The sequence below is a fragment of the Paenibacillus sp. FSL W7-1279 genome (assembly GCF_037969845.1).
GTDB lineage: Bacteria > Bacillota > Bacilli > Paenibacillales > Paenibacillaceae > Paenibacillus_AQ.
Genome location: NZ_CP150215.1, coordinates 1,149,938 through 1,164,959, shown reverse-complemented (window position 1 = coordinate 1,164,959; position 15,022 = coordinate 1,149,938). Strand labels below are relative to the sequence as shown.

Sequence of the window (15,022 nt, the reverse complement as noted above, 5' to 3'; positions counted from 1 at the left end):
ATCGAACGACGACTCATTCCCATCTCACCATGCCACGGCTCCCGTCAATGCGTTGTGGACTTGGGCCCGCAGCTGGGCCACGCTGCTGCTCCGTCCCCCGTATACGCGGTTTGTCAGCAGTACGACCGCGAGATCCAGCTCGGGATCAATCCACATGCTGGTTCCGGTAAATCCGGTATGTCCGTAACAGCCCGGACCCATCCAATCACCCGAAGCGTCCATTTTATCCCCTTTCAGTACCCACCCCAGGCCACGGTTGGAGCCATGAATATGCCCCGTATGGGTACGAGTAGCCGTAATCGCCGCCGCCCTAGATAAGACGCGGAATTCGCCGCCTCCTGTCTCTGGCCTCACCGTTGCCGGGATCGCCCCTTGTGCCAGCCACATTCGGGCGTATTGCAGCAGATCGCCTGCGGTCGCAAACAGGCCAGCATGACCGCATACACCACCCAAGGCCCGTGCCTTCTCGTCATGCACAATTCCGCAAAGATGATCCTGGATGGTATCCTCATACTCCGTTGCTGCATAGCGGCCGGCCTGTTCCGGCGCAGGAGTCAGCGTCGCATGACGCATGCCGAGCGGATCCAACACCCGTTCCTTTACTGCCTGCTCTAAAGACATTCCCAGGACCTTCTCAATCATACAGCCAAGCGCCAAATATCCCAGATCACTGTAAATCACTTCGGTATCCGGCTTGGTCACGAGCGGTGCGGAAAGAACGGCATCCCACATCTGCTCCCTACCCCAGCCCTGCGAATGCAGGTTCATGTCCGCCTGGAGCCCGGAGGTATGCGTGAGCAGCTGTCCTACCGTAAGCTCTTCTTTAGTGGCCGTTCCGAATGGAGGCAGAATGTTACTCACTTTTGTGCTTAAGGTCAAGACTCCCTCATCGATCAATTGCAGAATCAACGGGAGTGTAACCACCACCTTCGTTAAGGACGCACAATCGTATAACGTATCCTTGCTGACCGGCACAGGCTGACCCTGCTTTGGTCTGGGGTTGGCATAACCGGCACTATAAAACCACTGCTTGCCTTCATGCATGACACCCAACACGGCACCCGGCGTCGTACCCGCGTCTATTTCGCGTTCAATGGCGGTGCACGCCGCCTTCACTCCCTTGATTCCCAAGCCCAGCTGCTCTGCACCGGCTTCCGCGCTGCTCGCCATCCCATCTTCCCTCCTTTGCTGCAAGTCCTTAAGTTTGGAATACTAAATAACAGACACATCATTTAACTCCACAGTACCTTTGAAAATGTAAACGTTTCCTAAACCTATTATATGGTCTGTAAAATTTTGTTTCAATATAAATTAAGTATTATAAAATTTAATTTCATCGCATCCCACTTAAATTTTCCTTTTATTTGGATATAATATATTGACACTTGAATACGCTTCCATTTACAATAATGTTGAAATCAAACACTCGCATAATTTAAGGGCCATGCATTCCGTCACCGCACACCCGGTATGGAACAACCCCGGTTTCTCTACAGGAGATTCCGGGGTTTTTTGTTGCCCGATTTAGTATGGGAGGTGAAACTCAAGCAGCCGATAAGCTAGTAAAACCAGCCTTCTCTATATCAGCTACATAGGAGGAATTACGATGAAAAAGTTTTACAAACTGACAACTTCTCTTGCCCTTAGCTTGTCCCTGGCCTTGAGCCTTCTCGGCCCTGCTCATGCGGCCCCGGATACTTCGGTATCCAATAAACAAAATTTCAGCACGGATGTCATTTATCAAATCTTTACGGACCGTTTCTCCGACGGCAATGCGGCCAACAACCCAACCGGACCTGCCTTTGACGGTACCTGTACCAATCTGAGGCTATACTGCGGCGGTGACTGGCAAGGGATCATTAACAAAATCAACGACGGCTACCTGACCGGCATGGGCGTTACCGCCATTTGGATCTCCCAGCCTGTTGAGAACATCTACAGCGTCATCAACTATTCCGGCGTGAACAATACCGCTTATCACGGCTATTGGGCCAGAGATTTCAAGAAAACGAACCCGGCTTACGGCACGATCGCCGATTTCCAGAATCTCATCGCAGCCGCTCATGCCAAGAACATCAAAGTCATCATCGACTTCGCACCGAACCACACCTCTCCCGCTTCCTCGGACCAGCCTTCATTCGCGGAGAACGGCAAGCTGTACAACAACGGCACCCTGCTCGGCGGATACACGGGCGATACACAGAATTTGTTTCATCATAACGGAGGCACCGATTTCTCAACAACAGAGAACGGGATTTACAAAAACCTGTACGACCTTGCCGACCTGAATCACAATAACAGCACCGTGGATACCTACCTGAAGGACGCCATCAAAATGTGGCTCGATCTGGGCATTGACGGCATTCGAATGGACGCGGTGAAGCATATGCCATTTGGCTGGCAGAAGAGTTTCATGGCTACCGTCAACAACTACAAGCCGGTCTTCACCTTCGGCGAATGGTTCCTCGGCGTGAACGAAGTAAGTGCCGAGAACCATAAGTTCGCCAACGAATCCGGCATGAGCCTGCTGGACTTCCGTTTCGCGCAGAAGGTACGCCAGGTATTCAGGGATAACACCGACAATATGTATGGTCTGAAGTCCATGTTGGAGGGCTCGGCAACCGATTACGCGCAGGTGGAGGATCAGGTCACGTTCATCGATAACCATGACATGGAACGCTTCCACAATAACAGCGCGAACCGCCGTAAGCTGGAGCAAGCGCTGGCCTTCACGCTCACTTCCCGCGGCGTGCCGGCCATCTATTACGGAACCGAGCAATACATGTCCGGCGGCAACGACCCTGACAACCGGGCACGAATTCCTTCTTTCTCCACGACGACGACCGCTTACCAAGTAATTAAAAAGCTGGCGCCACTACGCAAATCCAATCCGGCCATCGCCTATGGAACGACGCAGGAGCGCTGGATCAACAATGATGTGCTGATCTATGAACGCAAATTCGGCAGCAACGTGGCGCTTATCGCTGTAAACCGCAACGTGAATACGCCGGCCTCCATTACGGGATTGGCGACTTCATTGCCTGCCGGCAGCTATGCCGACGTGCTGGGCGGACTTCTGAACGGCAACAGCTTGACTGTTGGCACAGGCGGAGCAGCTTCCAACTTTACGCTCGCTGCGGGCGGTACGGCCGTATGGCAATATACCACAGCCGTGACTTCGCCAACGATCGGGCACGTAGGACCGATGATGGCCAAACCAGGCGCAACCATCACCATTGACGGCCGCGGCTTCGGCGCAACCAAAGGCACGGTATACTTCGGCTCAACGGCCGTAACAGGCACTAACATTACGGCATGGGAGGACACGCAGATCAAAGTGAAGATCCCTGCGGTAGCCGGTGGCGTATATAACATCAAAGTCGCCAATAGCGCTGGCACTTCAAGCAATGTACACGACAACTTCGAAGTGCTGACCGGGGATCAAGTCAGCGTCCGGTTTGTGGTGAACAATGCCACCACTGCGCTCGGACAAAACGTGTACCTGGCTGGCAGCGTAAGCGAGCTCGGCAATTGGGATCCTGCCAAAGCCATCGGACCGTTGTACAACCAGGTCATCTACCAATACCCAACCTGGTACTATGACGTCAGCGTACCGGCCGGTAAAACCATCGAATTCAAATTCCTGAAAAAACAAGGCTCGACGGTAACGTGGGAGGGCGGCTCAAACCATACCTTCACGGCTCCAACGAGCGGCACAGCCACCATTAACGTGAACTGGCAGCCGTAAGGCCCATAAAAACTTACCCTTCCTCTGTTGCTCCGGCTAACAGCACAACCACCGTGAATGGGTATAGCCGCCGACCATAAGTCTTTACCGAAGAGCAGCACCTAAACAAAACCAGCTCCGGGACAGTTCCCGGAGCTGGTTTTTATTCATGCAGGTTAATAGTTCCAGCAGCAATAACTCAACAAACGCACGAGGAAACTCACGCTCCCTCGCTAAATCCCAGCACTCCCGAGTAACACGCCTCCAACAAAAAGCCGATGAAGTTGGTTTCCCTTCATCGGCTTTTTTCTTCCCCCTACTAGCGTAAATGGTTTGGTGTTTAGCACGCAGCAGCGAAGAGGACGAATCGATTCCGGAAAAACGATAGTGGTCGCCTTTGCCCCCGATTTTCTACCGCAGAATTATAATTCCAAGAAAATTGAGGGCAACAGCGATTGGAGGAACGATACGTACTCGCAGCGTCTCACTTCAACGGAGCATGCGGAGTGCTGCATAAGCCACATCATTTTCACGCAGCAATCGAAAACCATTTACGTCCTAAACATCACCAAAGATTTGCGCAAGCCCTCCGACAGCTCCTCCAAGCGTGAAGACAGGGCAACCAGCTTCTCGCTCACCTTGAACTGCTCGGATGACATCGAAGCGACCTCCTCCGTGGCGGCGCTGGTCTCTTGAACGATCGAGCTGGCCTCCGAGATCGAGTCGGTCAGGGTAAGCTGGGAACCGATCAGTACCTCTACCGACCGGGTCGATTCGCGGATCTCGGCCAAAAGGGCATCCATCTCGTAGCGTACATGATCGAATACGCCCTGGGCTTCCTGAACCGAATGCAGCTGCTCGTCAAAGAGCGGTGATGCCGACGTCAATGCATCAACGGAGCCTTGTACTTCAGAGCGGATATCCTTGATCATCGCGCCTACGGTCTGGATCGATTCCTTGGAACGATCCGCCAAGCTGCGCACTTCATTGGCTACGACCATGAAGCCGCTGCCTGCCGCCCCGGCACGTGCCGCTTCAATCGTCGCGTTAATGGACAGCACGTTGGTTTGATGCGTGATCTCCGACATCAGCTCCAATATTTTGTGAATCGACGCGGTGTTCTCCTTCAGCTTCTCCGCATTCTGGACAATGGCCCGGTTCACCTGATTAATCCGCGTGGATTTCTCCACCAGATTGTCCATATGCCGTGCGCCCTCTCCCGTCACCTGAAGCACGCGATCAGCCGCGGCCTCCATCACTTGATTCGAATCCGATACCTTACTCATCTGAACGCCGATGTTCTCAGCCAGCTGATTCTCCCGTTCGGCCTCCATCGCCAAGCTTGTGCTTCCCTGTGCAATCTGCTCCATGGCCGATGCAATTTCACCAGCCGTCAACGAGGTTCCCTTCGATACTCCCGCCAGTTCCTCCGCCGTGGCCAGCACTTGCTTCGCGGAAGCATTCGTCTGATCGACCAAAGCCGAAATTTGCCCCATCATCCGGTTAAAGCTGTGGCCGAGACGGCCAATTTCATCCGCACGCCGGAACTCGGTCCGAACCCTCAGATTTCCCTGCTCTCCCTCTTCCATCAGACGGCACATCTGATTCAGGGGGCGGCCGATGGAACGCATCATATAATAACCTAGCAGTATCGCAACCAGAACCGCGGCCACAATAACCCCGAGCGTTACAACCAATAGCTTGTCCGTGGCTTGCACAAAATCGCTTACGGGAGCAAAGCCGACCATATGCCAAGGAGCCGTCTTCAGCGGGGTATACACCACCATCTGCTCGTCGGCGGTGTAATAAATCCCTCCTTCTTCGGCATCTTGAGGAACCGTGATCGCGGACGGCTGCGTCAGCTGAGCCGAGTCCATGTCGTGTACGATCCGGTTATCCTCGGCAACGATTCGCATCCGGCCGTTGTTCCCTATTTTTAAATTGGCCAGCACACCTCCGACCGCCTCTTCCTTGATATCGATCAGCAGGATATACTGCGCATCCGGATTCTTCAGATTTTTCAGCAATCTCCCCATTGACAAGGTAGCGGTTTTCTCGTTCTCCATAAAGCCTTGAACCTCGGTCGGAAACCATACCGGTTCGCCATCGGCCTGTATAATCCGGTCCATTTTCGCCTTCACGCCATCTGCGGAAGACATTCCCGTTAAGCCCGTTGAGTTATAGGAGCTTTGAGCTTGAAGATTGGGCGCAACCAGGCGCATGCCCTGCAGACGTTTATCCGAAGAAGCCATCCCGTTCAATTTCTCCCGGATTCGGTTCTCGGCCTGCGTTTTGTCCCGAATGCCGATACCCGCCGTACTTACCGTAACGAGGTCCTCGCGAAGAACCGTATCCAGCGCCCATTGGCGGGAAGCGGCTTCATATTGCGCCAGCAGAAAATCCAGCTTGTCCGCCGCCTGCATCATCTGCCCCGAAGTCGCTTCCGACACCTGATCCATCACCGTGTCTTTGGAGATGGAATACGATAATAACCCGAGCGCCGAAGATAACAGCACGATCGTGGTAAAAAAGATAACAAACAGCTTCATCCCAACCGCTTTGAATTGAAAACGTCTCATCATGTTCATATGTATATGTCCCCCTGCATCGCATGTTTGAATGCAAAAAGACACAGCTAGCGGTTACCGGCTGTGTCTCTTCGCTGTTCTCTCTATCTATCTGTCTTATGATGAATTCATACGATTAGCTATCCGTACCTTACCCTTTGCTTGCACCAGCCGTCATGCCATCGACCAGCAAACGCTGCAGGAAGACAAACAGCAAGGTGATCGGCAGTGCGATCAGCACGGATGCCGCCGCGAACAACGTAAAGTTACTGTCCTGGGTGGAGTTGACGAGATCCCATAGGCCGACGGCGAGCGTCCAGTTTTCTTTTGTCCGGAGCACGAGTCTCGCAAAGATAAAGTCTACCCATGGGCCAACGAACAGCGTCAAGCCCATATACGTGATCATTGGCTTCGACAACGGCAGAATGATTTTGCGGAATATCTGGAAGTTGGTAGCTCCGTCGATCTTCGCCGCTTCATCCAGACTTCGCGGTATCGTATCCAGGAAGCCTTTCATGATCAGGGTTCCGCCTAGCGGCGCCCCTGCCGCATACACGATAATCATCGCCGCATGCGTGTTCAGCAGATCCAGGGAGTTCAGCAGGATATACAGCGCGATCATACTCATGAAGCCCGGGAACATCCCCAGCACGAGAATGACCGATAGCGCATTTTGCCGACCTTTAAACCGGAATCGGGAGACCGCATAACTTGTGAGCAGGACAAGAATGGTCCCGATAATCATGGAGAATATCGCAATTTTCAACGTGTTCATGTACCATGTGCCAAACAGAAAGCTCTGGGACGTAAACAATTCTTTATAATGACTGAGCGTAAAAGATTCTGGAATCAAGGACTTGCTGTACAACGACTTTCCGGGACGGAAAGAGGCCAGAACAATCCAGAGCGCCGGGTAAATACAACCGATCGCAATGATGACAAGCGTGATGTAACTTGCCGTCAGGCGAATCGCATTTCTCATTTTAATTCCCATTATTGGATCATATCCTCCTCTTTAAAGGATCTGGTTCTGCGATAATTGTAAATCGAGAAGGTCGCAATAATCATGAAGATGATAATACCGATGGCCGATGCCATGCTGTACCGCTGCTGATCCAGCGTCAGTTTATAGAGCCAGGTTACCAGCAGGTCCGTCGCACCCGCGTACTGATAATCACCCACAACCGGATTACCGTTTGTCAGGAGGAAAATCAAGTTAAAGTTGTTAATGTTACCGGCAAATTGCGTAATCAGCACCGGTGCCGTCGAGAACAAAATCATCGGCAGGGTGATGATCTTGAATTTCTGGAATCCAGTCGCCCCGTCCACATCGGCCGCTTCATAAAGATCCTTCGGAATCGTAGTCAGGACACTCATAACGAGAAGCATGGATACCGGGATACCTACCCACATATTAACGATAATAACGGTCACTTTGGCCCAGACCGGATCGGTCAGCCATGGCAGGCCTTCCAAACCGAAATATCTTAAATACTGGTTGATCGGTCCGAATTGTCCGTTAAACATATTACGCATGACGAGCAAGGAAATCAGCTGCGGAATCGCATATGGAATGATCAGAATGACACGCCATACGCCTTTGAAACGAATTCCTTTTTGTTGAATAAGGAGTGCAACGAGCACACCGCCAAAATACGTCGTTACCGTTGCCAGCACTGCCCAGATGATCGTCCAAGTCAGGACGCCGAAAAAAGTATGGCTCCATGATTTCAATGCAACGAGATTGGTGAAGGTTTTGAAACCGACCCAGTCAACCAAATTTGCCGGCGGCAGATTGTTTGGAGCGGAATAGTTCGTAAACGCCAGCATGACCATGAAGATAATCGGCATGACCGTAAAAAACAAAATACCGATGGCCGGCAGCGTCAGGAAAGATTGCGCGAATTTCCATTCAAAAATATAGTAAAGGGTCTGTCTGAAGTTGTTGGGTTTTCCACCCTGTTCCCTTAGTTTTCCAGCGTTATATGCGTTTTTGATATTGGCATAATACCCAATAAGAAAAAGCGCAAACATAATCATGGTGATAAGCCCTTCAATCAGTAGATTGATGGAATGGTCACCTGCTACCATTTGGGTTAATCCGTTGACTTTCTCTAAATGGCTTCCCTGTTCCCCCAAAGTTGTCATTCCCCAGATGGCATCACCCAGGTTGTTGATGAAGTAATACAGACTGAATATACCTACGATAAGTAAAAGAACGCCTTTGATCCATTGCCGATTGTAAAGCTGACCCAGACCCATACAGATGGCTGATAATACGGCTGCTGTCGTACGATGTTGACGCATGCTCCCTCCATTCTCCTCTCCATATAATCGAGGAATCACCCGCCGGTTGTTCGGCGGGTGAACTTCTTCATCTATCTCGCATTATATAAGAACGTAATTACTCGCCAGCTCCACCACTGTTGAGATCTTTCACTTGACTTACAGCTTTATCAAGCGTTTCTTTCACGTCTTTGTTGTTATCCCAGATCTCAGCCAGTGCAGCGCCTACAGGAGACCATACGTTAGCCATTTCAGGAACGGATGGCATCGGTTGGGAAGATTTGAACTGCTCTGTGAATGCCGATACATACTCGTCATTCTTGATTTGATCATCTTGTTGAGCTTCGTTGTTAGTTGGAACCGATCCAACCAGTGCGCTCAGTTTCAATTGAGCTTCCTTGCTTGTCGCAAAGTCAGCAAACAAACGAGCGGCTTGCGGATATTTCGTGAACGAGCTTACGTACCAAGCTTTGATACCGGAGAACGATACAGCAGGCTGACCGCCGATGGTTGGGATTGGAGCAACGCCAAGCTTGTCGCCAAGCGCTTCTTTGTATCCGCCGAGCTCCCATGGTCCGTTAATGTCCATAGCCAGGTCGCCGGCCGTGAACAATCCGCGTTTGATATCAGGCGTAATGTCGCCGGATTTAACCGGAAGAATTTCTTTCAGGCTTGCATACACTTCCATACTCTTGACTGCGCCTTCGTTGTTGAGGCCGATATCGTTGACATCTGCGCCGCCGTTACCGAAGATGTAGCCGCCATTGGAAGCAAGGAATGGATATGCGAAGTACAGGTTGCCTGTTTCGAACATGATTCCATATTTGTTTTTGGATTTGTCTGTGAAGGTTTTGCTGAACTCAATAACTTCTTCCATCGTTGTTGGAACTTCTTTTACCAGGTCCTTGTTGTAATACATCAGGTATGTTTCAGCAGCGCGCGGGTATCCGTACAGAACGCCGTCATAGCTTACGCCTTGGATAGCGGCTTCCGAGTTGCTGCTCTTCGTTTTTTCTTCGAAGTAATCATTTGGCAGAACCAGGTTGGTAGCTACGGCCTTACCCAGGTTATCATGAGGGAACAATACTACGTCAGCGCCCAATCCGGATGGCCCGTCTTGTTGAAGCTTGGTAACTTGGTCGGTTGGGGACAATTCTTCGATGGTTACTTCAACGCCGTATTTCTCGGTAAATTCTTTAGCAACCGCATCGGTGTAGGCTCTTTCGTCTCTACTTTCCCATACGATCAATTTAGCACCTTCCTCCGGCTTAAGTTCCGGTGCTTCTGTATTTTCGGCCGGCGTCTCCTGGGCTGGTGGATTCTCAGCAGGTGCCTCAGCAGCAGGAGTAGGTGAATTTCCTCCGCACGCTGTAATGGAGAACGCCAACGTGAAGGTTGCAGCTAGCGTAAGTAGTTTCTTCATCTTCATTCCATGATTACCCCTCTCAATAAATGATCAGAAAATGTTGGAAATCTGCGCAAACGATTTCAGAAATTTTCAGCGTCTCTTTTTCTATGTAGCATCTGGCGAGATACTCAGGAAAAATCCCGTTGAGAAAGCGCTTCATTCACTGAAAACATCATACAACATTTATTATCGAATGTAAAAACGTTTGCACAGATCATTTTTACCCGTTTTAAGCATATAATCTCTTGTTACCTTCACTATTCGCTGTATTTCGTAAGTTATCATAAAAATAGTTGTGCATATGCAGTGCAATTCAGTCATTTCGCACGTTATTTGAGACAAGAGTCCAACATAAATGGTTGCTTGTTGAACAAACGTTTGCACAACAGCTTATACTTCTTCTCCCACCGATAGACGTACCATTGAAGCTCCATAGGATGGACATTTCCTTTTCAGAAATTAGCCTAATCCGTTCCTTAACTTTGTCAGAAATGAGACAGGAGGGGAACTCAGTAACCAATCTCTCATGGTATAACCCTGGTGTTCGTACACCAGGGTAAAGTTAACCTATTTATCACCTATTGTTTAGCGAATGGGCTACAACCAATCTCTTTTTTCGACAAATCTCTGCCCTATCAACAAATACACCAGTCCTGTAAATAACACAATTGACCACAAACTATAAGATTCTACTCTCGGCGCGTAAAGCGCTGCCTGTGGCATCATAACATAGTAGGGAATGGTAATCGGAAGCCAGGCCCCAATAGCAGAATGAAAACCTGTTAGAACGATATTCGGTACCACATAACCTACGGACATGGCCAGCGAGGCTCCGAAATTACGCACTCTTATCGAAACCATAAGTTGTAAAGCTGCAAGTGGTAAAACTCCTATCCATCCCCCAATGACTGAATACAGTAATGTCTCCCACGGAATCCTGTCAGGAGCCTTGACAAGATAACCTGTCCCAAGATAACCGAGCAAAAATACGATCTGCACCAACGCCAGAATCCCGACCAACCAAATATATTTCGAGTAAAAGACCTTATACCGGGGGACCGGCAAACTCATCGTGATCTTCCAGCCCCCATCTTTATGCTCATATAAACACAATAAAGATGCTACAATCCCGCTATACAGAGGATAGAAAAACATAGAATGAAGATTGACGCTGTGTATATAAAGCGTAGACCAGCTAGGCGGAAAAAAGTCCCTTAAACTCTGAAGCTGCATCGCCCCCATCGCTGAGTTGATCAGCGTATCCAAAACAATAAGTAAAAATATAATTCTCCATTGAAGTTTCATTCCTTCAGCACGTAACAGTATTCTCATGATCCGGCAACCCCCTATTCAAATTCTCGCCTGGCAAACAGGAGAGCTCCCAGAACTGACAGCATTCCCCCTATCCCAAGCGAGATGCCAATCCACTGCATATGACCAGGGATAAGCGGACTGGATAATGACGGATACGACCAGGGAAGGACCTGAATCACAAAAGAATGGCTTCGAGCTAAAAACAGGCTGGAGATAGATCCAAATATCCCTATAGCCAGCGGTAATGCCTGGTTGAAAAATACAGTAGACAACCAAAGCTGAATGGCCATCATCGGCAGTGTAGCCAAACATGCGAATAGAGGCTGCAATATCATAATTCCCCATGGGATCGGTTCATCCGAGTATAGAACCCAGATTATGCACATGCCAGTAATAGTAATGATTACAGCACATAACTGCAAAATAAATATCCACGCCAATTTGGCCAGGAATACAGAGCCTTTAGGAACTGGCATCGCGAGAAGCTGTTTCCATGCCTTGGTTTCGTGCTCGGTACCAGCCATAATACTGGCTAGGAGCGTAATTCCCAATAAAAAAATGAAAGATAAAAACATATACATTACGGCGAAGCCAGCGTAGATCCCCCCAGGACCTTGACGAAAATAGAGATACCACTCAAGAGCCGTCATGCTGATTAAAATGATGCCTTGAATGAGAGGCATCCACCGGCATAATCGCTTCAGCTTTAATCCCTCTGCACGCATCAGTTCCAGTATCATAAGCTGTTCTCCTGACCGGTCAATTCCAGAAAGATTTCCTCAAGGGTCTTCTTCTTCTCCGTTACTCGGTATACATCATATTGCCGATTTACTAGAAAGCGAATCATTTCCGCCGATTGAGGCCTGGTGATCATGGAAGTTCTGATCTGGTCTGTTGTTATTTCAGGTTCTGCATCCCATCCATGATCGTTCAGAGCAGCGGCTGCTTCCACTGGCCGATCCATCTCAATCCATACATAAGGCTTGCTTCGGTCGGTTAATTCCTGAAGCGGTCCTTGAAAAATCATTTCCCCTTGGTTAATAATTCCCACCCAGGTTGCAACCTGCTCTATTTCACTCAATAGATGGCTTGAGAGCAAAACCGTTATATCAAAATCACGAGGAAGTCTAGTAATCAGCTCTCGAATTTCCTGAATTCCCGATGGATCAAGTCCGTTCGTCGGCTCATCCAGAATCAATAACTTTGGATTCGTAATGAGCGCCATTGCTATCCCGAGCCGCTGTTTCATGCCAAGTGAATAGCTCCTGACCGACTGATGAGCTGCATGATTTAGTCTCACCCATTCAAGAACCTCCTGGATCCTGGATTCCTGTATACCATGGATTAGCGCCATGATTTTCAAATTATTGTATCCTGAAAGATGAGCATAGTATGAAGGAGATTCCACGAGAGAACCCACATCTTTCAGAATATCCATTCGGTTCTTTTTCAGATCTTTGCCAAGTATACGAATCTCCCCGGATGACGAGCGGATGAGTCCAAGGAGCATCCGAATCGTTGTTGTCTTACCAGCTCCATTTGGCCCCAAAAATCCATAGACCTCCCGCTTGGGAACCTGCAAATTAATCTGCTTTACTGTTTCCCGCTGCCCGAATTTGCGGGTCAGTTGATGTGTATCGATAGCATATTCCTTCATCTCTTATTCCTCCTGCTTGGCTTAACTAACATTTAAAGTTTAGCAATGGGAAATAAACAGGAGGTAAACATCTAATGAACGACAGGATAATTTAGGGGCTGATCGGCAATACAAATTCAACCCGGGTACCCTTACTATCCGCCAATAGAATGCTCATCCGGCCAGAATGAGCTTCAACAAAGGCATTGGCTATAGCTATTCCTTTACCCGATTGATCTAAACCCTGTCTTAATACCGTATCCTCGATCCCGTTTCCATCATCCTCGATCACAATAAAACATTTGTTTTCTTTAATAGAGATATTGCATTTAACCTGGGTGCCGGACGGATTATGGATAACCGCATTCATTAATACATTTTGAAAGGCTCGTCCTAACAGATTTCTGTCAAAATCCATCAAACAAACATCCTTTTCGGTAGTAAACATAAATGAAGCATTCTCAGCTAACGGGTGGTTTGCGATATCTATCATCATATCGCGCAGAAAATTCACTATATCATCAGATTTTCTATTCATCGGGAACTGTTCGACTGACCACCGGCCTGTTTGGTTTAAATCATGAATTAGCTGCTTCATTTCCATGGTCTTGCCGCTGATCTGCCTGCTAAAATTCTGTTTCTCCTCATCGGTCCAATCATAATCGGCGGCCGAGAGCATATGAGCATAGCCTTCGATGTACGACAAAGGCGTCTTGAGATCATGGCTGATCGACGCAATCCATTCCTGCTTCTTGACTTCCATATTTAATCGCTCGGTCTCACTTTGCAGGAGTTGATTCGATAATTGCGTCATTCGATCAAATAATTCTTTATATAAGATATACGGATAACGATAGTTGTTATGAGGTAATGAGCCTTCGCTTGGCTGATGGAAATGTTCCTGCGGCTGGCTGTAATTTCTTTCGGATAATTGGTTGATCCAGCGTATTAAATAAGTAAGCGGTTTGCCCACGCACCAACCGAAAGCCATGAAAAAAATAGCCATTAACACGATGCCCGTAACAGCTAAAAAAGTCTTCATGGATATCGTGCCCCGGGGACTCATCCAATCCTGAAGATATATAAATATCACCGTGCATAAAATAAAACTCAGGACAAACATCATCATCAAAATAATGGTTATCTTGATAAAGCGAAAAGCCATTGTGACCATTGGATTCATTCTTTTTCCTTTCTTGGGGCCAGCATTTTGTAGCCAAGTCCACGAACGTTAACAATAAACCTTGGGTTTCTGGAATCAGGCTCCACCCTTTTTCGCAGTCTGAAAATATGGATTACAACCGTCTTCTCATCTCCAAGGTAGGGCTCCTTCCAGACCGATTCGTATAATTGACGCGTACTAAAAATACGGTTAGGATGTCGGCACAGAAATACAAGCAGCTCCCATTCACGTGCCGGGCACTCCACTTGCTTGCCATTTACGATCAGTTCCCCGGCTGCAAGATCCAGCCTAAAATAACCAAAATCCAATTGAGTTAATCGCGGCTGAGCCTCTTGTTCCCGCTGTGTTTTATATTTCAGACGAGCTTTGGTGCGGGCAACAACCTCCAACGGATTAAATGGTTTCGTAATATAATCGTCCCCGCCAATGCCAAACCCCATCAGCTTGTCCAAGTCAGCATCCCGGGCGGTAAGAAAAAGGATCGGCGTTTCGGTCATTTTGCGAATTTTTCGGCACACCTCGAAGCCGTCCTCATCCGGAAGCATGACATCCAGTATGATGACGTCCGGATTAAACTCCGTTAATGTTCGCACCGCTTCCTGCCCTGTGCCCACACTTCGAATATGCCGAAAGCCTTCCTTCTTCAACACGGTAGTAAACATATCGCATAAGCCTTGTTCATCATCTACAAGCAAAACCGAAATGTTATCCATAGCATTTTTCTCCATCTTTTCATATTTCAACAAACAGTTGCTTTTATTATATAACAGAGTCAACTCCCAAAGACTCAGAATATCTGTTGAAAGGTGCTGGGAATGGATCAACTCTATCCTTTCTTATTCATCCTATCTATGCAAAGTTAACATTAGGTAAACAGAAACTGAACAAAGCATAAATTAAT

At 48.6% G+C, this 15,022-nt stretch carries 11 protein-coding genes; 1 reads left to right on the top strand and 10 read right to left on the bottom strand.

Going from position 1 to position 15,022, the window contains the following annotated elements:
- Positions 1–24 precede the first annotated feature (24 nt).
- Positions 25–1,170, bottom strand: coding sequence for a serine hydrolase domain-containing protein (locus MKY82_RS04950; RefSeq protein WP_339295611.1), 1,146 nt, complete (start codon positions 1,168–1,170; stop codon positions 25–27).
- 436 nt (positions 1,171–1,606) lie between these two features.
- On the opposite strand from MKY82_RS04950, the gene MKY82_RS04945 reads away from it, so the two are divergent.
- A complete protein-coding gene (locus MKY82_RS04945; protein ID WP_339221767.1) occupies positions 1,607–3,748 on the top strand; it encodes an alpha-amylase family glycosyl hydrolase in 2,142 nt (713 codons plus the stop codon).
- Positions 3,749–4,278: 530 nt separating this feature from the next.
- On the opposite strand, the gene MKY82_RS04940 is transcribed toward MKY82_RS04945, so the two are convergent.
- The 9 genes from MKY82_RS04940 to MKY82_RS04900 all read right to left on the bottom strand — a co-directional run bounded on the left by MKY82_RS04940 (position 4,279) and on the right by MKY82_RS04900 (position 14,834).
- On the bottom strand, positions 4,279–6,315 hold the full coding sequence (locus MKY82_RS04940; protein WP_339295610.1) for a methyl-accepting chemotaxis protein: 2,037 nt from the start codon (positions 6,313–6,315) through the stop codon (positions 4,279–4,281).
- 130 nt (positions 6,316–6,445) lie between these two features.
- Complete coding sequence (locus MKY82_RS04935) at positions 6,446–7,288, bottom strand: sugar ABC transporter permease (protein WP_071221547.1); 843 nt, start codon at positions 7,286–7,288, stop codon at positions 6,446–6,448.
- Complete coding sequence (locus MKY82_RS04930) at positions 7,288–8,601, bottom strand: sugar ABC transporter permease (RefSeq protein WP_113061542.1); 1,314 nt, start codon at positions 8,599–8,601, stop codon at positions 7,288–7,290. Before MKY82_RS04930 ends, MKY82_RS04935 begins: the two co-directional genes overlap by 1 nt.
- A 97-nt stretch (positions 8,602–8,698) precedes the next feature.
- A complete protein-coding gene (locus tag MKY82_RS04925) occupies positions 8,699–10,009 on the bottom strand; it encodes a maltose ABC transporter substrate-binding protein (protein WP_339295609.1) in 1,311 nt (436 codons plus the stop codon).
- A gap of 576 nt (positions 10,010–10,585) precedes the next feature.
- Positions 10,586–11,320 (bottom strand): ABC transporter permease, encoded by a 735-nt coding sequence (locus tag MKY82_RS04920; RefSeq protein ID WP_339295608.1) that lies wholly within the window; start codon positions 11,318–11,320, stop codon positions 10,586–10,588.
- A 14-nt stretch (positions 11,321–11,334) separates the two neighbouring features.
- Positions 11,335–12,042 (bottom strand): ABC transporter permease, encoded by a 708-nt coding sequence (locus MKY82_RS04915; RefSeq protein WP_339295607.1) that lies wholly within the window; start codon positions 12,040–12,042, stop codon positions 11,335–11,337.
- The gene (locus MKY82_RS04910; RefSeq protein WP_339295606.1) at positions 12,039–12,959 is read right to left on the bottom strand and encodes an ABC transporter ATP-binding protein; all 921 of its coding nucleotides are present in this window, start codon (positions 12,957–12,959) and stop codon (positions 12,039–12,041) included. The genes MKY82_RS04915 and MKY82_RS04910 overlap by 4 nt, the downstream gene beginning before the upstream one ends.
- 91 nt (positions 12,960–13,050) lie before the next feature.
- Positions 13,051–13,980, bottom strand: a complete 930-nt coding sequence (locus MKY82_RS04905) for a HAMP domain-containing sensor histidine kinase (protein ID WP_339295605.1) — start codon at positions 13,978–13,980, stop codon at positions 13,051–13,053.
- A 137-nt stretch (positions 13,981–14,117) separates the two neighbouring features.
- A complete protein-coding gene (locus MKY82_RS04900; RefSeq protein ID WP_339295604.1) occupies positions 14,118–14,834 on the bottom strand; it encodes a response regulator transcription factor in 717 nt (238 codons plus the stop codon).
- Between the last annotated feature and the right edge of the window lie 188 nt (positions 14,835–15,022).